We start from the raw sequence: 19,490 nt of genomic DNA, 5'->3' as shown, positions 1-19,490 counted from the left end.
CCGGAGGAGCCCCGGTCCGGCCCCTGGCTCCAGCAGGCGCTGCGTACGGCGCGGATCGGCGCCTGGGAGTGGGACCTCCGCGGCGCCACCCTGACCTGCGACGACCAGGCGCAGACGCTGCTGGGGTTCGCGCCCGGCACCTTCGACGGCCAGGTCAACACCTGGCTGGGCGCCATCCACCCCGAGGACATGCCCTGGGTACAGGCGGTGTCCAGCGCCGAGTCGCTGCGCGGCCGCAGCGAGTACAGCGTCGAATACCGGGTGCGGCAGCCCGGCGGGGCGTACCGCTGGGTGCAGGCCCGCGGGACCGTGGCCGCCCGGACGGACGGTGCTCCGGACCGGGTGGTCGGCACGCTGTGGGACATCACCGAGACCCGCCGCTCGCGGGACGCCTTCAGCCGCGCCCTCCAGTACATGGGCGACGGGTTCCTGGTGGTCGACGAGGACGGGCGGATCACGTTCGGCAACGTCGAGGCCGAGCGTTTCCTCGGGGCCTCCGGCGAACTGCGCGGCCAAGTGCTGTGGGAGCTTCCGCGAGCGCGGGCGATCGGCGTGGAGCCCCGGTTCCGGCGGGCGGCGGCGGCCAGGGCGCCCATCGACTTCCATGCCCGCTGGCCGCGCAGCAACCGCTGGTACCACATCCGGCTGGTCCCGGTGCCCGACGGGATGACGGTGCACATCACGGATGTCACCGACCGCCGGGCGCTGGACGCCGAGCGCTCGGCCGCCGCCCACGCCGCCACCGAGCGCGCCACCCGGATCGCCGAGCTGACCAGTGCCTTCGCCGAGGCGCTGACCACGCGGGACGTGGTGAAGGCGGTGGCCGACCGGGTACTGCCGCCGTTCGGGGCGACCGGGCTGATCTGCCAGCTCATCGAGGACAAGCGGCTGCGGGTGGTGGGTTCCACCGGCTACTCGGACACGTTCCTGAGCTTCCTCGACAACGTTCCCGTGCCGCCGTACGCCCCCGTCAACTCGCCCGTCACCCAGGTCCTCGGATCCCGCAGCCCGCTCTTCATCTCCTCGCCCGAGGACTACGCGAAGCGCTTCCCGGAGGTGGTCGGCTATCTGCCGCTGAGCGAGAAGAAGGCCTGGGCGTTCCTCCCCCTGGTGGCCTCCGACCACCGGGCCGGTTACTGCGTCGTCTCCTTCGACCGGCCGCGCCACTTCGGCGAGGAGGAACGCACGCTCCTGACCGCGATCAGCGGGCTGGTCGCCCAGGCGCTGGAGCGGGCCCGGCTGTACGACGCCGAGCACACCCGCGCCCAGGAGCTGCAGCGCGGGCTGCTTCCCCGTACGCTGCCCGCGCTGCCCGCCGTGACGGCCGCCGCGCGGTATCTGCCCGCCGGGGAGGGCATGGAGGTGGGCGGCGACTGGTACGACCTGATTCCGCTGTCCGGGGAGCGGGTGGCGCTGGTCATCGGCGACGTCATGGGGCATGGGCTGTCCGAGGCGGCCACCATGGGCCGGCTGCGCACCGCCGTGCACACGCTGGCCGATCTGGAGCTGCCGCCCGATGAGCTGCTGACCCATCTCAACGATCTCGTGGGTGCGCTCGGCGATGACTTCTACGCCACGTGTCTGTACGCCATCTACGATCCGACCACCAGCGTCTGCGCCTTCGCGTGTGCGGGGCATCCGCCGCCCGCCATCATCCACCCCGACGGCACGGTGGACTCCCCCGGTTTCTCGCCCGATCCGCCGCTCGGCGCCGCGACCCCGCCGTTCGAGACCATCGAGGTGCAACTGCCGGAGGACAGCATCCTGGTGTTGTGCACGGACGGGCTGATCGAGTCGGCGACGCGCGACATCGACCACGGCATGGCGTACCTCTCCCGCACCCTGGCCGACGCGCTGGCCAGGACGCCGGACCTGCTGCCGCGTACGGGCGCCACCGGTGGCGGTCCGGAGGTGGACGACGGCGACGGCCGTGTCCTCGGCCATCTCGACCGGCTGTGCGACACCCTCGTCGCCGCCCTGCTGCCCGAGCAGTCGCGCACCCAGGACGACGCGGCGCTACTGGTGGCCCGGACGCATTCGATGACCACGGACAACATCGCGTCGTGGCGGCTGCCGGACGCGCCGATCGCCGCCGGGGAGGCCCGCCACCATGTGCGCGACCAGCTCGGGGCGTGGCAGCTGGAGGACCTGGCCATGACCACCGAGCTGCTGGTCAGCGAGCTGGTGGGCAATGTGGTCCGGCATGCCAAGGGCCCCATCAGGCTGCGCCTGCTGCGCAGCCGCAGCCTGATCTGCGAGGTGTCGGACGGAAGCCCCACCACGCCGCGGATCCGCCGCGCCTCCGACACCGACGAGGGCGGGCGGGGCCTCCAGCTGGTGTCCGCGCTCTCCCACCGCTGGGGCACCCGCTTCACCCCCACGGGCAAGTGCATCTGGGCGGAGCAGCCCCTGCCCGCGAACTGACCGCCGAGGTCACGAACTGACCGCCGAGGCCACGAAGGGAACCGGGCGGCTCAAGGAGCCGGGTGGCCGGTCACCTCGTGGGCCAGCGCCTCGATGTCGGCGGCGGTGGTCCGGTCCGGGTCGCCCACGGTCATCCGGGAGGTCCCGGCGGGCAGTTTGCGGGCCGTCTGGGCGTGCTTGATCCGGCCGATGCTGGGGCCGAGCAGGCCGACGGTACGGTCCACCCGGTCCTGGAGGGCGGCGAGCCGGGCCGGGTCGGTGGTGGCGTCGCGCAGCGCCGCCGCCAGGTCGAGGAAGGGTTCGGGGAAGGCGGCCGAGCAGCCGGAGACCACCCCGGCTCCACCGGCGGCCAGGACGTCGGCGAGCCGCTGGTCGTTGCCCGAGTAGACCTCGAACTCCTCGGGGAGTTCGGCGCGGTACGCGGCCACCTCGGTCGAGGGGGTGCCGCTGAGCTTGACCCCGGCCAGCCCGCAGGAGGCGGCCAGCTTGCCGAACTCCACCGGCCCGACCGTCAGCCCGCTGCGCTCGGGGAAGAGGTACGCGTACAGCTGGGCGTCGGGGGCGGCGAGCCGGATGCGGCTGAAGTACGTCTCCAGCTCGTCGGCGCTCGCGGGCAGGTAGTACGGGGTGAGCGCGGCGATGCGGCGGACACCGGCCGCGACGGCGGCCCGGGTGAGCCGGACGGCGGTGTGCGCGTCGGCGGCGCCGATGTGCGCGATCACGCCGTCGGCGCCCGCTTCCTGCAGGGCGGTCTCGACCAGCAGCAGCCGTTCGCCCTCGCTCAGCGCGGGGAACTCTCCGGTGGTTCCAGCCACGAGCAGCTGTCCGGTGGTGCGGGCGGCGAAGCCGTACTGGGCGCGTGCCGCGTCCAGGTCGAGATCCCCATTCGGGGTGAACGGCGTGGTGAGCGCGGTGACGACGGTGCGCTGACGGTCCATGGGCCTGACTCCTCACTCGGAAAACCGTTATCCGTTTTCGGTTAACCGTTGACAGTGATCGTAACCGTGGCGAAAACTCATGCCACCCCCCAGGGCCCCACAACAACATCACTCCAGGAGCCGCATGTGATGTCCGAACATCTCGTGACCCTGTACCACCTGAACGATCTCGGCGCCGACGAGCTGCGTCGGCTGCTGCCCGGCCACCCTGATCTGCGCATCACCGAGATCGGGCCGGACGAGGATCCGCACGACCACCAGGACGCGCTCGCGGATGCGACCGTCGTGCTCGCCCCGCTGGAGAAGGAGCGCAGGATCTCCGCGGAGCTGCTCGACGGGATGCGGCGCTGCCGCGTCGTGCAGTCGGTGGCCGTCGGCTTCGACGGCGTCGACCACCTCGCCGCCGCCGAGCGCTCCATACCGGTCGCGAACCTCCCCGGCTTCAACACCGACGCCGTGGCCGACTGGACCGTGGGCGCCCTGCTCTCCCTCCTGCGCCGCTACGCGGCCGGTCACGCGAAGATCGAGGGCGGTGGCTGGGGGCCCGAGGGGCTTCGGGGACGTGATCTGTCCGCGCTCACGGTGGGCATCGCCGGGTTCGGCAGCATCGGCCGCGCCGTCGCGCGCCGCCTCGACGGGTTCGGAAGCGACGTCCTGGTGCACGACCCGGCGCCGTCCGAGCCGGACCGTACCTATGTGAGCCTGGACGACCTCGCCGCCCGCTCCGACGTGCTGACCCTGCACATGCCGCTGAACGAGGCCACCCGTGGTGTCGTCGGGGAGGACCTGCTGTCCCGGATGCCGCGCGGCGGCTATGTCCTCAACGCCGGACGTGGCGGGGTACTGGACGAGGACGCGCTGGTCAGGGCGCTGGACTCCGGGCAGCTCGCGGGCGCCGCGCTCGATGTGTTCGCCGAGGAGCCGCTGCCCGCCGACTCCCCGCTGCGCGGCCGGTCCGATGTGCTGCTCACCCCGCACACGGCCGGGGTGACGGTCGAGGCGTACCACGCCATCCGGGCGCGGCTCGTGGAGAGCGTGGACCGGGTGCTGTCGGGCGAGGCCCCGCGCAATGTGGTCAACGGTGTCATCAGCGGAAGCGGTGGCGTCCGGCCGCCCGCGGGGGTGTGACCATGGCTCTCGGCAAGACCTCCGTGGAGGCCCCCGTCACGGCCACGCCGCCAAGACCGGGGGGACGCGTCGGCAAGGTCCGCTTCGTCGTCCTCGGGCTGCTGTTCGCGGGCATCACCATCAACTACATCGACCGCGCCACGCTCAGCGTCGCGCTTCCGCACATCACCGATGACCTTGGCCTGTCCGACGGGGTCGGCGGACTACTGCTGTCGGCGTTCTTCTGGACGTACGCCTTCGGGCAGATGCCCGGCGGCTGGCTCGCCGACAAGGTCGGCCCGCGCATCATGCTCGCGATCGCCAGCCTGTGGTGGGGGCTGGCCACCGCGGCCATGGGCATGGCCCGCGGCGTGGCGTCACTGGTGGGGCTGCGCGCCCTGCTCGGCCTCGGCGAGGCCCCCAGCTTCCCCTCCAGCGCCAAGGTGGTCTCCCGCTGGTTCCCGGCCTCCGAGCGCAGCTTCGCCTCGGCGACCTTCAACAACGGCAACGCGGTCGGCGGCGCCCTGTCCATTCCGCTGGTCACCCTGGTGGTCACCGGGCTCGGCTGGCGCTGGGCGTTCGCCATCGCGGGCGGTCTCGGTGTGCTGTGGGCGCTGGGCTGGTGGCTCTACTACCGCGACCCGAAGGAACACCGGAGCCTTGGCGCCGCGGAGCGGGAGTACATCGAGTCGGGACAGGAGAAGGAGACGGCCGAGGAGGCCGCGGCAAGCGCCCGGATCGGCTGGCGGGACCTGTTCCGCTTCCGGACGATCTGGGCGATGATGCTCGGCTTCTTCTGCGTCAACTTCGTCGCGTACTTCTTCATCACCTGGTTCCCGACCTATCTGGTGGACGAGTACCACCTCGACGCCCTGTCCTTCGGGTTCCTCGGCATGATTCCCGGCATCGCGTCCATGCTGGGCGGCTGGAGCGGCGGCCTGTTCTCCGACTGGCTGGTGCGGCGCGGTACCGAGCGGACGAAGGCGCGGAAGATTCCGCTGGTCGGCGGGTTGCTGGGCACCTCGGTGATCGCGCTCGCGGTCATCTCACCGGGTGTCGGCACGGCGCTGACCGCGCTGTCGGTCTCCTACTTCTGCTCCACCTTCGCGGCGGCGAGCGTCTGGGCGCTGCCCGCGGACGTGGCCCCGACGGCCGCACACGTCGGCTCGATCGCCGGGATCCAGAACACGGCGGCCAACATCGCCGGAATCCTCTCCCCGCTGCTGCTCGGGGTACTCAAGGGCATCACCCACTCGTTCATGCTGCCCCTGACCCTGGCGGGGTGCGTGGCCCTGCTCGGCGCCGCCACTTACGCGTTCCTGCTGCCGAAGGTCGAGCGCCTGAAGATGGCGGAGTGAGAGGGGAACCGGAGTGAGGGGGGACGGGAAGCCCCGCCGCGCCCTGGTGAAGAGGGCGCGGCGGGGACCCGGATCGGTCAGCGCTCGTTCTCCTGGAGGAGCGAACGCACCATGCGGCACGTGGCGTTGGACGGCGGGTGCACACCGATCCGGACCGCGGTGGCACGTATCTTGCGGTTACGCGCCTGCTCGGGGCGGTACACACCGGAGTTGAGCAGGGCGATGGCCAGGCGCATGGCCTTCAGCCGGCGGTTGTGGGTCTCGTACCACTCGCGCGGACGCCCGGCGGGCATGCGCTTCTTCGGCAGGGTCGTAAAGCTCGGCAGGTCCGGAAGAGGGGTTACGGCAGCGGCCATCGGCATCCTCCTGGGACGGTCGTCACGCTCTCTTTCAATGCCTCCATTCTACGATGGGGCACTGACAAAGGCCCCTGGTCAGGCACCACGTGACCGGGATTCGACGGGCGTGGCGGGAGGGGTCTCGCGGTACGGTTGCGCCATGGAGATCTGGATCAATCCGGCGTGCTCGAAGTGCCGCAGCGCGCTCAGTGTGCTCGACGCCGAGGGGGCCGGTTACACCGTCCGCCGCTACCTCGACGACGTACCGAGTCAGGACGAGATCCGCGGCGTACTGGCCCGGCTCGGACTCGAACCGTGGGACATCACCCGGACGCAGGAAGCCGTGGCGAAGGAGCTGGGGCTGAAGGACTGGCCGCGCGACGAGAGCGCGCGCGACCGCTGGATCGCGGCGCTGTCCGAACACCCCAAGCTGATCCAGCGGCCGATCATCACCGCAGACGACGGTTCCGCGGTGGTGGGCCGTACGGAGGAGGCGGTGCGGGACGCGCTGTCACGCTCCACGGAGTGACGGCCGTGCCCCACAAACCCCTTGGGCCCTGGCCCCGTGCCGCACACGGGGACCAGGGCCCAAGGCTGTGGGTCCACTAGGGGTTTTCAGGCTATGGGTCCGCCGCTCAGCGGCCCCGGCCGGTGGTCGGCTGCGGACGCAGCAGGAACCGCTGCGTCTTGCCGCTGGAGGTCTTGGGCAGCTCATCCACGAAGTGGATCCGGCGCGGGTACGCGTGCTTGGCGAACCGGTCGCGGACGAGCTGCTGCAGCTCGGTGGCGAGCGCCTCGCCCGGCGCGGTTCCGGGGCGCACGACGACGAAGGCCTCGATGACCTCGCCGTACTCGTCATGCGGGATGCCCACCGCGGCGGCCTCCGCCACGGCGTCGTGCTCCTGCAGCACGCTCTCCACCTCGAAGGGGCCGATGCGGTAGCCCGCCATCAGGATGATGTCGTCACCGCGCCCGGAGAAGAACAGATCGCCCTCCTCGTCCTGCGAGGCGGTGTCGCCGGTGTAGAACCACCGGCCGTCGGGGCTGAACTTCTCGGCCGTGCGCTCCGGGGCGCCGAGGTAGCCCTTGAACCACATCAGCGGGCTGCCCGCGACATCGATCGCCACCCGGCCGGGGACACCCGTCGCCGCCTCGGCGGAGTTGGTGTCCTCGCGCAGGATCCTCACCGACCAGCCGGGCATGGGACGGCCCATGGAGCCGGTCTTGAGGTCGGTGCGCAGCGTCTGGTGCCAGGCGTGGGTGATGACCATGCCGGTCTCGGTCAGGCCGTAGTGGTCGCGTACGGGGACGCCGAGCGTCTCCCGCGCCCAGTCCACGACATCCGTGGGCAGCGGTTCACCGGCCGCGGAGCAGCAGCGCAGCCGCAGGTCGCCGGGGGCACCACCGGAGGCGCGCAGCTTGCGGTAGACGGTGGGCCCGGCGGTGAAGTTGGTGACGCCGTAGCGGGAGAGCACGTTCCAGGTGTCCTCGGCGGAGAACAGGCTGCTGAACAGCAGGCTGCGGCGGCCGAGGGCGAGCGGCCCGATGATGGCGTAGTACAGGCCGTACGCCCATCCCGGGTCGGCGGCGTTCCAGAACACGTCGGTCGGCTGGTGGTCCAGGCCGAATTCCTGGTACATCGCGAAGCCCGCGACGGCGTTCAGCGGGATCGGCACGGCCTTCGGGGAGCCCGCCGTACCGGAGGTGAACAGCTCCACGATGGTGGCGTCGCCACCCACCGCCACCGGATCGGGCTGCGGGTCGTGCGACTCCAGCAGCTCGGCGAAGGCGAGGTCGGTGCCGGTGGCCGGGCCGGTCGTGATGATCTGCCAGGGCCGCTCGCCGGGGAAACCGGATTCCGGGTTCAGCTTCGGGCGCTGGTCGGCGTCGGTGATCACAGCCTTGGTGCCGTTGCCGGTGGTGCGCAGCGCGATGGCAGGCGGCGCGAACGCGGTGAACAGCGGCACCTGGACGGCCCCGAGCCGCCAGATGGCGAGGGACACGATGAGCAGTTCGGCGGACTTGCCCATCAGGGTGGCGACCCGGTCACCGGCCCCGACACCCTGGGCGGCCAGGGCACTCGCCATGCGCGACGAGCGGTCGCGGAGCTCGCCGAACGTCATGTCATGGCTGGTCAGTTCCTTGCTCACCACGGTGAACGCCACGGCGTCGGCCGGATGCCGGTCGCACAGCAGGTACGCGGTGCACGCCGCTGGCTCACCGAAGGTCTTGAGCAGGTCAGCCATGCGCTGTTCTGGGCTGGTCAAGAGGGCTCCTTGGACTGGTTTCCACACGTCGCGCCATACAGGAGGCGGCGGCAGCCTTCCCGTTGGCCTGTACACGCTATCGCGCTTTTCGGTGTGGCTCCGCAGCCGTGTGCGGTGGGATTCCGGCTCGTCAGCGGCTCATCTGCGCAGTGTGAGCACGCCGGTTTCCCACGCGGACGCCGCCACGGCACTCTGGCGTCACCCCGGACCCCGGCCTACCGTTACAGCGGTAGTCATACCTCGCACGGCTGGTCATGTCTGAGCAAAACTCCCGGACAAGAGGTGAGCCTTGTTCCTCCGCCGAAGACGAGTCCGCCGGTTAACGGTCGTCGCCACGCTCCTCGCCGCCCTGGCCGCCGTCGCGGCCCAGCCCGCGGGGGCCACTGCCGACCGTACGCCGAGCGCGCGGCCGTCCCTCGTCGAGCCGATCGACCCGCAGCGCTGGCGCAACCCCGACGACATGACGTGGGCCGACTACCGCGCGGTCCCCGGCACCCGCTGGGCCGACCCCGGTGTCGAGCCCACCCAGCGCACCTTCAAGGGCGCGCTGGTGCTCCTCGACTACCCGGACGAGGAGTTCACGGTCAGCCAGCCCGCGGGATCGACGCTGTTCGGCAACCCGCAGCCGTCCGCCTCCGGGATACCGCGCGACCGCCTGCCCCAGTTCTACGAGGACTTCCTCAACAAGCCCGGTGCGCTCAACAACGGCCACACCATCAACGAGTACTGGATGGAGGACTCCGGTGGCCGCATCGGCGTCGACCTGACGGCCTTCGGTGTGTACCGCATGCCGTCGAAGTCCTACCAGTACGGGGTGGAGGACTCGATGAACCCGGGCGCCTGCCCGGCCGGGGACACCTGTGGCAAGGACATCCGGGCCGACGCGAAGGCGGCCTGGACCGCCGACGCGGGCGCCGAGGAGACCGGGAAGTTCGACTTCGTCTTCTACCTCGCTGCCGGGCAGGACGAGTCGTCCACCTGGCAGGAGTTCGGGCAGATGAAGTTCGCCGACCGGCAGGACGTACCGGCCATTTGGGGCCCGCCGGCCCCCATCGCGACCGGGAGCAACGCGGCGGCGACACGCTACGTACCGTGGACGTCGTGGCAGGCCGCGGCCCGTATCTGGCCCAACGCGACGGACGGCTCCTCGCTCCAGACCGAAAGCTCCGGCATGGCCGTGTACGCCCATGAACTCAGCCACATCCTGGGCATAGGCGACAACTACAACAACCCCTACGGCACTCCCCTCAGCCGCTCCTACACCGGCATCTGGGGCATGCTCTCCCGCGGCTCGTTCAACGGCCCCGGCGGCCCGCACACCCGGTGGCAGATACCCGCCACCGCCGGCGGCTCGATGGGCGCCCAGCATGTGCTGCGCGACAAGCTGAAGCTGGGCATCGTGGACGAGAAGAACGTCCTGCGTCTGGACCGGGACGCGCTGAAGGACTCCGGACTCGCCGTCGCCCGGGTCACGGCACGCTCCGCGCCACCGGGCGAGAAGGGGCTCGCGGGCGTCAACATCACCCTGGGCAGCGACCTCTCGCCGTCCTGCGACCGGAAGACCGACCCGCTGTGCGACGGCGGTGGCTACGACAACTACACCGTCGAGGTCGTGGACCGCATGGGCATGGACTCGTTCACCCCGGACAACGGCGTGCTGATCAGCAAGACGAAGAACAAGGATCAGGCCCCGTTCGCCTGGGTGATCGACGCCCACCCCGAGGACATCGACATGGTGGACTTCCAACGCCCCGACGGCACCACGCAGAAGATCACCATGGGCGACTACCGGCAGCTCAGCGACGCGCTCTTCCACGCCGGGGCCGACTCCGGCAGCCAGTACGAGTACATCGACAAGGCCAACCGGCTGCACTTCTACGTCCTCGACCTGAAGCGCGACCGGTCCGGTGTGCTCTCGTACACCATCGCCGTCCGGTCCCTGGACGGCTCCGGACCACAGCGGCGTGGCGTCGACCTGGACCGTGGCGTGGCGAAGGGCCACCCCTCGAAGGGCCGCGCCACATGCGTCTTCGACCTCGCCAACACCGGCCGCGCCGGAACCGCCGGGGCCCGTCTGGACTCGGACGTCTACCGGCTGTCGGCCACGGCCACCGGCCGGGGCTGGTCCGCGTGGCTGCCCAACCAACTCGCCACCGCAAAGGCCGGAACCTCGGTCGACGTGGGCGTGGCCGTGACCGCGAAGGGCGGGGCCGACCGGCACGGCAAGGTCGTCCTCACCGCCCGCTCCGAGAGCGACCCGCGCAAGACGGCCAAGGCCACGTGCGCGCTGCGCACACGCTGATGACGAAACCATGAGGGCGGCCCGCCGGGGAGACCGGCGGGCCGCTCCCGTGCGTACCGTCTGCCGTCTGCCGTCTGCCGTCAGGTGGACTCGATCGGAACCCGCAGGGTGTCCGGCTCACAGCCCCGCGTTCCCGCGATGATCCGCGCCGCGCCCATGGTGAGCGGCACCAGGCTCTGCTGGTCCACCTTGTCGGGGGTGTCCCTCGGGTCGAAGATGTACATCGGCGTGGTGATCAGCTGCACCAGCGGCACACCCGTGTAGTAGAAGTACGCGCCGTCAGTGGCCGGGTTCGGCGCGAAGGCGGTCGGCGACAGGATCCACGAGCGGCGCAGATCCTCGGCCGCGATCGAATCCGCCACCAGCCGCTCCAGCGCGGGCGCCTGTGTGGTGAACCACCAGCGCACCTCGGGATCGTCGGTGGGCACGACCTCGCCGTCGACCACGACGGCTTGGCGCGCCGCGTGTTCCAGATGCATTTCGAGGACGACCTGCGGGAACAGCTCCGGATGCGCCGCGATGAACGCCTGAGTGCCCGCGGCCCCGGCCATATGGCCCGACGTCAGCAGGAACAGCATGTTGTGCGGGCGCAGCTCCCCCGGCACCGACGCCCAGAACCTGGCCTGCGCCAAGACGAGCGCCACCCCCGACGCGTCCTCCACCGCCGAGGCCCACGGTCCGTCGTGGTGTGACCCGATGATCACCCAGTGGTCCGAGGCGCCGGGCAGGGTGCCCACCACATTGTGGGTGGTCTCCTCGGTGAGGGTGGCATCGGAGATGATCCGGCCCTCGCACGCACCGGAAGCCATCAGTTCACGGACCCGTTCACCGTCGCTGGCACTCAGCCAGATACCGGGGATCGAGCGCGGCTCGGCGTCATAGGGCCAGTAGAAGTCGCTGGTCTCCCAGGGCACACCGGTGAGCAGCCCGACGTAGGCGGTCGCCCCGTCCTTGATGGCGATGTCGAAGTCCAGCACATGCGGAAGGTCGAACGGCACGGTCTGGACCAGGTCGGGGAAGACGCCCTCGGGATCGTAGGCATCGGTGGCCCGGGCCTGCACCTCCGTCTGCGGCAGCTGGGTGAAGCCGATCTCCTGGACGGCGATGCCACCGCCCACTTCCCCGTCCTCCATCCGCACCAGCCGCCCTTCGGTGCCCTCGGTGGGGGTGGTGTACGGCAGGGCGAGTCCGGCGAAGCGGGTGACCTCCCCGGGACGGTCGGCGGGCCAGATCTCGAAGGCGGCGGACCGCGGCCGCCACACCGGCGTGTCCAGCGGCTCCAGCCGCACGTCCTCCAGCCCCGTTTCCCGGAACTGTTCGGCGGCCCACTCCTCGGTCCAGCTGTCGGCGGAATAGCCCGCCCGGCGAATGCCGTGGCTGACGATCAATTCGATCCAGCCCATCATCTCCTTCGAGGTGGGTGCCCGATCGACGTACTTTTCCAGCGCCGGCCAGCCGCTCATCGCCATCCTCGTCCTCCTTCGTCCCGACGTCCGGCTTCATGCTCAGCGGCCGCTCTAAAGCTGGGCTAATGAGGCGCGGCGCCAAGCCACGCGTTAGAGCACCTTTAGCGACGGCGCAAATGATGGTCGCCGTATCCGCTCCAGGGCTTGCCAGGTGGCGCAGCCGCAGGTCAGCGCCCAATCAACCCGATGACCGATGGGAGTTGCGTATGCGTACCCGGAAGGCAGTGCACACAGGCCTTGTCGCCGTGGGTCTCGTGGCGTTCGCCGTCACTCCGGTGAGCGCCGTGCCCGACGCGGGCGACGAGCCGTCGCGTCCCGCGAACCCGCTGCCCGCACCGCCCCAGATGCGCGCGCTGGACTTCCTCCTCGGGTCCTACACATGCGACTACACACCCCCACCGGGCAGTAAGGACGCGGTAATGCGCCTGACCACGAAGCGGGTCATGGGCGGGCATTACTACTACACCGACGCGACCATGGAACCCGGCCATCTGGTCGGCCGGTCGTCGTTCGGCTGGGATCCCGTGGACGGAAAGTTCATCGTCCAGTACCACGACAACTGGGGGTCCTCCGCGCATTACTCCTCGCCCGGCTGGCGGAACGGCCACCTGGTGTTCAAGGGGCCGCTCAGCCAGGTGGTCACGCCCAGCGCCACCGGAAAGACCGAAGGCGTGGACATGGACGTGGTGGACGATTATCAGGTGCTCGGTCCGGGACATTTCAAGGACGCCACCAGCTTCACCTTCTCCGACGGAACAACCTTGCGGGGCAGTTACGACTGCCGTCGCCGATAGCGGTTCGAGGTCGCGGGTTTTCGCCGAGGGAAGTGGGTGCGCCGACAATGGCGAACAATGAAGAGAAGCTTCTCGACTATCTGAAGCGTGTGACGACGGACCTGCGTCAGACACAGCGCCGTCTGAAGGATGTCGAGTCGGCCGGACACGAACCGGTCGCCATCGTGGGCATGTCGTGCCGTTTCCCGGGCGGAGTGCGCTCCCCGGACGAGCTGTGGCAGCTGGTCGCCACCGAGCGGGACGCCATCACGGAACTGCCCACGGACCGCGACTGGGATCTGGACGGCCTCTTCCATCCCGACCCGGAGCACCCGGGCACCAGCTACTGCCGCGAGGGCGGATTCCTGGACGACCCCGCGGGATTCGACGCCGCGTTCTTCGGCATCAGCCCGCGCGAGGCCCTGGGCATGGCACCGCAGCAGCGGCTCGCCCTGGAGGCGTCGTGGGAGGCCGTCGAGCACGCGGGCATCGATCCGGAATCGCTGCGGGGGAGCCTCACCGGCACCTTCATCGGCTGCGACCACCTCGACTACTGCACGGACGCCTCCCAGGTCCCCGAAGGCTCCGCCGGGTACTTCACCATCGGCAACTCCGCGAGCGTGGTGTCCGGCCGGGTCGCGTACACCCTGGGCCTGGAGGGGGCCGCGGTGACGGTGGACACCGCGTGCTCGTCATCGCTGGTCGCCCTGCATCTCGCCTGCCAGGCGATCCGGCAGGGCGAATGCGATATGGCGCTGGCGGGCGGGGTCGCCGTGATGTCCTCGACGGCCGGTCTCATCGGCTTCAGCGAGCTGCGGGGACTCGCACCGGACGGCAGGTCCAAGGCGTTCTCCTCGAACAGCGACGGTATGACCATGTCCGAGGGCGTCGGTGTCCTGCTGCTGGAGCGGCTGTCGGACGCGCGTCGCAACGGCCACCGGGTGCTGGCACTCGTACGGGGCACGGCGGTGAATCAGGATGGTGCGTCGAACGGCCTGACGGCGCCGAACGGACCGTCGCAGCAGCGGGTCATCCGGCAGGCCCTCGCCAACGCCCGCCTCACGCCGTCCGAGGTGGACGCGGTCGAGGCGCACGGCACCGGGACCACCCTCGGCGACCCGATCGAGGCGCAGGCCCTGCTGGCCACCTACGGACAGGACCGGCCGGAGGGCCGACCGCTGTGGCTCGGCTCCATCAAGTCCAACATCGGCCACACACAGATGGCGGCGGGTGCCGCGGGTGTGATCAAGATGGTGATGGCGATGCGCCACGGGCTCCTGCCCGCGTCGCTGCACATCGACGAGCCGACCCCGCATGTGGACTGGACGGCTGGTGAGGTGCGGCTGCTGACCGAGGCGACGGAGTGGGCTCGGGGCGAGCATCCACGCCGGGCAGGTGTGTCGTCGTTCGGCATCTCGGGGACGAACGCGCATCTGATCCTGGAGCAGGCCCCGGACGCGGCGGAGGCCGCACCGCCGGTCGCCGGGACGGGCGGGGTCGTGCCGTGGGTGGTGTCGGCACGGAGTACGGAGGCGCTGCGCGGGCAGGCGAGCGCCCTGCTCGACCGGGTGACCGCCGACGATGACGTATCACCGGTGGAGGTCGGCTGGTCACTGCTGAAGACCCGCTCGCTCTTCGACCACCGAGCCGTCGTCGTCGGGGACAGCCGCGAGGAACTGGCGGCGGGCTTGCAGGCCCTGGCGACCGGCGCACCGCACCTGGCCGTCGTACATCCCACAGGCGCCACGAGCGTCTCGGGTCAGACGGTGTTCTTGTTCAGCGGGCAGGGCAGCCAGCGCGTGGGGATGGGCGCCGGGCTGTACGACCGCTTTCCGGTGTTCGCCGCGGCGTTCGACGAGGTCTGCGGCCTCCTGGACCCGCATCTGGAACACCCGCTACGCGATGTCGTGTTCAGTCAGCAACACGCGCGGGTGCTGGACCACACGACCTACGCCCAGGCAGGGCTGTTCGCGCTGCACATCGCCCTGGCCCGGTTGCTGGACTCGCTGGGACTGCGCCCTGATGTGGTGATCGGCCACTCGATCGGCGAGGTCGCCGCCGCTCATGTGGCCGGTGTCTTCGATCTGCCGGACGCCTGCCGACTGGTGGCCGCCCGTGCCACCCTCATGGGCGGGCTCCCGGAAGGCGGCGGCATGGCCACCATCGCCGCCACCCCCGACGAGCTAACCGAGGACCTTGCCGAGCACGGCGGACAGGTCACCATCGCCGCCCTCAACACCCCCGGCAACACGGTCATCTCCGGACCCGCCGAACAGGTCGCCGGCATCAGCGACGCCTGGGCCACCAAGGGCCGCAAAGCGAAGACCCTGACCGTCAGCCACGCCTTCCACTCCCCGCTGATGGACCCCATCCTGGAACCCTTCACCCAGGCCATCGCAGACCTGACCTACCACCAACCCACCCTCCCCGTACTGAGCAACCTCACCGGCGACATCGCGGACGAACACATCGCCACCCCCGGCTACTGGGCCGAACACATCCGCCAACCCGTCCGCTTCCACCCCGCCATCACCCGCATCGCCCCCGAAACAGGAGCCTTCCTCGAACTGGGCCCGGACCCGGTCCTCGCCACCGCGACACAACACACCCTCGCCCACACCACCACCGACACCAACCAGCCCAGCCCGCTGGTGACGGCCACACTCACCCGCAAACAACCCGACGTACGCGCCTTCGGCCACGCCCTCGCACGGCTCCACACCTCCACCACCGACGCGGACTGGACCGACTGGTTCCCGGCCGACCCCGCGCCGCGCACGGTAGCCCTGCCCACGTACGCCTTCCAGCACCAGCGCTTCTGGCTCGCCCGCCCCGATGCCCGTGTCAGCGGTGCCAGTGCGGGGGCGGACCCGGCCGAGGCGCAGCTGTGGCATGCCATCGAAGAGCTGGACGTCGATGCCCTCACCAGCACACTGCGGCTGGAGAAGGACAGCCCCGGCATCGACGCACTGCTGCCCGCGCTCCCCGTCCTGTCGGCGTGGCGGCGCCAGCACCGCGAGCAGGCCATCATCAACTCCTGGCGCTACCGGGCCGCCTGGCAGAAGTTGCCCGACTCCACCACGGCGTCCCTGAGCGGTACGTGGCTGGTGGTCATTCCCGTCGGCCAGGAGGACCACGCCACGGTCCAAACCGTCGTCCAGGCGCTTCAGGCGCACGGTGCCACCGCGTCCGTCCAGGTGCTCCCTGCGGAGGACCCGCGCCGTGACGCCCTCACCGAGCGGCTGGCCCGGCTGGTCGAGGATGCCCCGATCGCGGGTGTGCTCAGCCTGCTCGCCCTCGACTCCACGGCGCACTCCGAACACTCCGCCGTCCCTGCCGGGCTCCTCGGCACCGTCACTTTGCTCCAGGCCCTCGGCGACGCCGGTGTCACCGCTCCGCTGTGGTGCCTCACACAGGGCGCGGTCGCCACCAGCCGTACGGATCTACTCCCCCATCCGGGCCAGGCCCTGGTCTGGGGGCTCGGCCGGGTCGCCGCCCTTGAACACCCGCAACGGTGGGGTGGGCTCATCGATCTGCCCACCACCGTCACCCACCACACCGCCGCCCGGCTGGCCGCCCTGCTGGTCCCCGGGCAACCCGAGGACCAGGCCGCGATCCGCACCACCGGCACCTACGCCCGCCGCCTCAGCCACGCCACTCCCGCAGCGTCCGCGAACCCCGTTCCCTGGCGGCCGACCGGTACGACACTCATCACCGGCGGCACCGGCGGGCTCGGCGCCCACATCGCGCGCTGGCTCGCCCGCAACGGCGCGCCACGTCTCCACCTCATCAGCCGGTCCGGACCCGAGGCGCCCGGGGCCGCCCAGCTCAGCGAAGAACTCTCCGCCTTGGGGGCCTCGGTCACCATCACCGCGTGCGATGTCTCGAACCGCGCCGCGCTGCAGCACCTCATCGACTACATTCCCGCCGAACGCCCCCTGACCACCGTCATCCACACCGCCGGAACCATGGACCTCGGTCCGATCGCCGAGCTGGCTCCCGAACGGCTGCAGTACGTACTGCACTCCAAGGCGCTGGCCGCCACTCATCTGCATGAGATCACCCGGGGCCTCGACCTCGACGCCTTCGTGCTCTTCTCGTCGAACGCCGCGACCTGGGGCAGCGGGCAGCAAGCCGCGTACGCGGCGGCGAACGCGTACCTCGACGCCCTCGCCGAACACCGCCGGGTCCAAGGGCTGCCCGCCACCAGCATCGCCTGGGGCCCGTGGAGCGAGGCGGGCATGGCCGCCGACGAGAACACGCTCTCCCATCTCAGGCGGCGCGGCCTCTCCCCGCTGACCACCGATCTCGCCATCACGTCCCTGCACCACGCCCTGACGCACGACGACACCACCATCACGGTGGCGGATGTCGACTGGGAGAGGTTCGGCAGCGCCTTCACGGCGCAGCGCCCCAGCCCGTTCCTCACCCCCGTGCTGGCGCCCGTCAAGGAGGTCACCGCCCCCACGGCACCCGCCGCCGCGGCCACTGCGCTGCGGCAGCAGCTCGCCGCCGCCACGGCGGACCAGCAGCAGCCGCTCCTGGTGCGCCACATTCAGACCCTTGCCGCCGCCATCCTCGGCCATCCCGGCCTCGACGCGGTACCGGCCACGCAGCCGTTCCAGGAACTCGGCTTCGACTCGCTCACCGCCGTCGAACTGCGCAATCAGCTCGCCGCCACCACCGGTCTGGAACTCGCCCCCGCCCTCGTCTTCGACCATCCCACGCCGAGCGCCCTCGCCACCTATCTGCACGCCGAACTCACCGGTCAGCAGGCCGCTGTCAGCACCCATGTGTCCGCCGTGGCCGCCGATGACGAGCCCATCGCGATCATCGGCATGGCTTGCCGCTATCCCGGTGGGGTGCGCTCCCCGGAGGAGCTGTGGAAGCTGGTCGCGGAAGGCCGGGACGCCGTCGCGGCGATGCCCACCGACCGGCACTGGGACCTGGACACGCTCTTCGACCCCGACCCGGAGCGTCTGGGCACCAGCTATGCGCGCGAGGGCGGTTTCCTGTACGACGCGGCCGCGTTCGACGCGGCGTTCTTCGGCATCAGCCCGCGCGAAGCGCTCGCCATGGACCCCCAGCAGCGGCTGCTCCTCGAAACCGCGTGGGAGACCTTCGAAAGCGCCGGACTCGACCGGGACACGCTCAGCGGCAGCAACACCGGCGTCTTCGCGGGCGGCACCTATCAGGGCTATGGCGCGGGCGGAAGTTCGTCGGCCCACGAGGTCGAGGGCTATCTCCTGGCGGGTGGCACTCCGAGCGTGATGTCCGGGCGGGTGGCGTACACCTTCGGTCTGGAGGGACCGGCGGTGACGGTGGACACGGCGTGCTCATCCTCGCTGGTCGCGATGCATCTGGCGGCACAGGCGCTACGGCAGGGCGAATGCACCCTCGCCCTGGCGGGCGGGGTCACCGTGATGGCCACCCCGACCACCTTCATCGAGTTCTCCCGCCAGCGCGGTCTGGCGGTCGACGGGCGCTGCAAGCCCTTCGCCGCGGCGGCCGACGGCACGGGCTGGGGTGAAGGAGCCGGACTACTGCTGCTGGAGCGGCTGTCGGACGCCCGGCGCAACGGCCACCGCGTGCTGGCGCTCGTACGGGGCTCAGCAGTCAACCAGGACGGCACCAGCAACGGTCTGACGGCGCCGAACGGGCCCTCCCAGCAGCGAGTCATCGGCCAGGCGCTCGCCAACGCCCGTCTCTCGCCCGCCGAGGTCGATGTGGTGGAGGGGCATGGGACGGGGACCACCCTCGGCGACCCGATCGAGGCCCAGGCGCTGCTGGCCACCTACGGACAGGACCGGCCGCACGATCGGCCGCTGTGGCTCGGCTCCATCAAATCCAACATCGGCCACACCCAGGCCGCCGCCGGTGCGGCCGGCGTCATCAAGATGGTGATGGCGATGCGGCATGAGCTGCTGCCCGCCTCGCTGCACATCGACGAGCCGAGTTCGAACGTGGACTGGGCGGCTGGTGAGGTACGGCTGCTGACCGAGCCCGTCGCGTGGGCCCGGGGTGAGCATCCACGCCGGGCAGGCGTGTCTTCGTTCGGCATCAGCGGCACCAACGCCCACGTGATCGTGGAGCAGGGCCCGGATTCGACGGATTCCGCACCGCCGGTCGCCGAGGCGGGCGGTGTGGTGCCATGGGTGGTGTCGGCACGGAGTACGGAGGCGCTGCGCGGCCAGGCGGGCGCCCTGCTCGACCGGGTGACCGCCGACGCTGACGTATCACCGGTGGAGGTCGGCTGGTCACTGCTGAAGACCCGCTCGCTCTTCGACCACCGAGCCGTCATCATCGGCGAAAACCGCGAGGAGCTGGCAGCGGGCTTGCAGGCCCTGGCGACCGGCGCACCACATCCCGGGGTGACGCACTCCGAGGACTCCCTCACCGTGCCAGGTCAGACGGTGTTCCTGTTCAGCGGACAGGGCAGCCAACGCCCCGGCATGGGCTCGGCGCTGTACGACCGCTTCCCCGTCTTCGCCGAAGCCTTCGACGAGGTCTGCGCCCT

At 70.8% G+C, this 19,490-nt stretch carries 11 protein-coding genes; 7 read left to right on the top strand and 4 right to left on the bottom strand.

Translation table 11 applies throughout. The annotated features are described in order from the left end of the window. The coding region (locus ACZ6CL_RS41170) for a SpoIIE family protein phosphatase (protein ID WP_468946268.1) at positions 1-2,424 on the top strand (2,424 nt) is incomplete at its 5' end. 50 nt (positions 2,425-2,474) lie between these two features. Here ACZ6CL_RS41170 and ACZ6CL_RS41165 read toward each other — a convergent pair. Next, positions 2,475-3,362 carry a dihydrodipicolinate synthase family protein gene (locus ACZ6CL_RS41165; RefSeq protein WP_468946265.1) on the bottom strand — a complete coding sequence of 296 codons (888 nt, stop codon included), beginning with the start codon at positions 3,360-3,362 and terminating at the stop codon, positions 2,475-2,477. Positions 3,363-3,491: 129 nt separating this feature from the next. Here ACZ6CL_RS41165 and ACZ6CL_RS41160 point away from each other — a divergent pair, with 129 nt between their 5' ends. Beyond that, positions 3,492-4,490: a 2-hydroxyacid dehydrogenase gene (locus ACZ6CL_RS41160; protein WP_468946263.1), complete on the top strand. Its 999-nt coding sequence runs from the start codon at positions 3,492-3,494 to the stop codon at positions 4,488-4,490. A 2-nt stretch (positions 4,491-4,492) separates the two neighbouring features. Next, complete coding sequence (locus tag ACZ6CL_RS41155) at positions 4,493-5,827, top strand: MFS transporter (RefSeq protein WP_468946261.1); 1,335 nt, start codon at positions 4,493-4,495, stop codon at positions 5,825-5,827. 77 nt (positions 5,828-5,904) lie between these two features. On the opposite strand, the gene ACZ6CL_RS41150 is transcribed toward ACZ6CL_RS41155, so the two are convergent. After that, positions 5,905-6,189: a hypothetical protein gene (locus ACZ6CL_RS41150; RefSeq protein ID WP_468946259.1), complete on the bottom strand. Its 285-nt coding sequence runs from the start codon at positions 6,187-6,189 to the stop codon at positions 5,905-5,907. Positions 6,190-6,325: 136 nt separating this feature from the next. Here ACZ6CL_RS41150 and ACZ6CL_RS41145 point away from each other — a divergent pair, with 136 nt between their 5' ends. Further along, the gene (locus ACZ6CL_RS41145) at positions 6,326-6,694 is read left to right on the top strand and encodes an arsenate reductase family protein (RefSeq protein WP_468946256.1); all 369 of its coding nucleotides are present in this window, start codon (positions 6,326-6,328) and stop codon (positions 6,692-6,694) included. Positions 6,695-6,800: 106 nt separating this feature from the next. On the opposite strand, the gene ACZ6CL_RS41140 is transcribed toward ACZ6CL_RS41145, so the two are convergent. Then, positions 6,801-8,432: an AMP-binding protein gene (locus tag ACZ6CL_RS41140; protein ID WP_468946255.1), complete on the bottom strand. Its 1,632-nt coding sequence runs from the start codon at positions 8,430-8,432 to the stop codon at positions 6,801-6,803. Between the two features lie 289 nt (positions 8,433-8,721). On the opposite strand from ACZ6CL_RS41140, the gene ACZ6CL_RS41135 reads away from it, so the two are divergent. Continuing rightward, complete coding sequence (locus ACZ6CL_RS41135) at positions 8,722-10,734, top strand: M6 family metalloprotease domain-containing protein (protein ID WP_468946253.1); 2,013 nt, start codon at positions 8,722-8,724, stop codon at positions 10,732-10,734. An 80-nt stretch (positions 10,735-10,814) separates the two neighbouring features. On the opposite strand, the gene ACZ6CL_RS41130 is transcribed toward ACZ6CL_RS41135, so the two are convergent. Then, positions 10,815-12,197, bottom strand: a complete 1,383-nt coding sequence (locus ACZ6CL_RS41130; protein WP_468946250.1) for a M28 family metallopeptidase — start codon at positions 12,195-12,197, stop codon at positions 10,815-10,817. 227 nt (positions 12,198-12,424) lie between these two features. Here ACZ6CL_RS41130 and ACZ6CL_RS41125 point away from each other — a divergent pair, with 227 nt between their 5' ends. Then, positions 12,425-12,994: a hypothetical protein gene (locus ACZ6CL_RS41125; protein ID WP_468946247.1), complete on the top strand. Its 570-nt coding sequence runs from the start codon at positions 12,425-12,427 to the stop codon at positions 12,992-12,994. Positions 12,995-13,041: 47 nt separating this feature from the next. Next, positions 13,042-19,490, top strand: a 6,449-nt coding sequence (locus tag ACZ6CL_RS41120) for a type I polyketide synthase (RefSeq protein ID WP_468946245.1), incomplete at its 3' end; no start/stop codon positions are given.

It is taken from the genome of Streptomyces sp. NPDC041200 (assembly GCF_055591805.1).
Note: the sequence above shows the minus strand (reverse complement) of the source record. Positions and strands in the feature narration are given on the sequence as shown.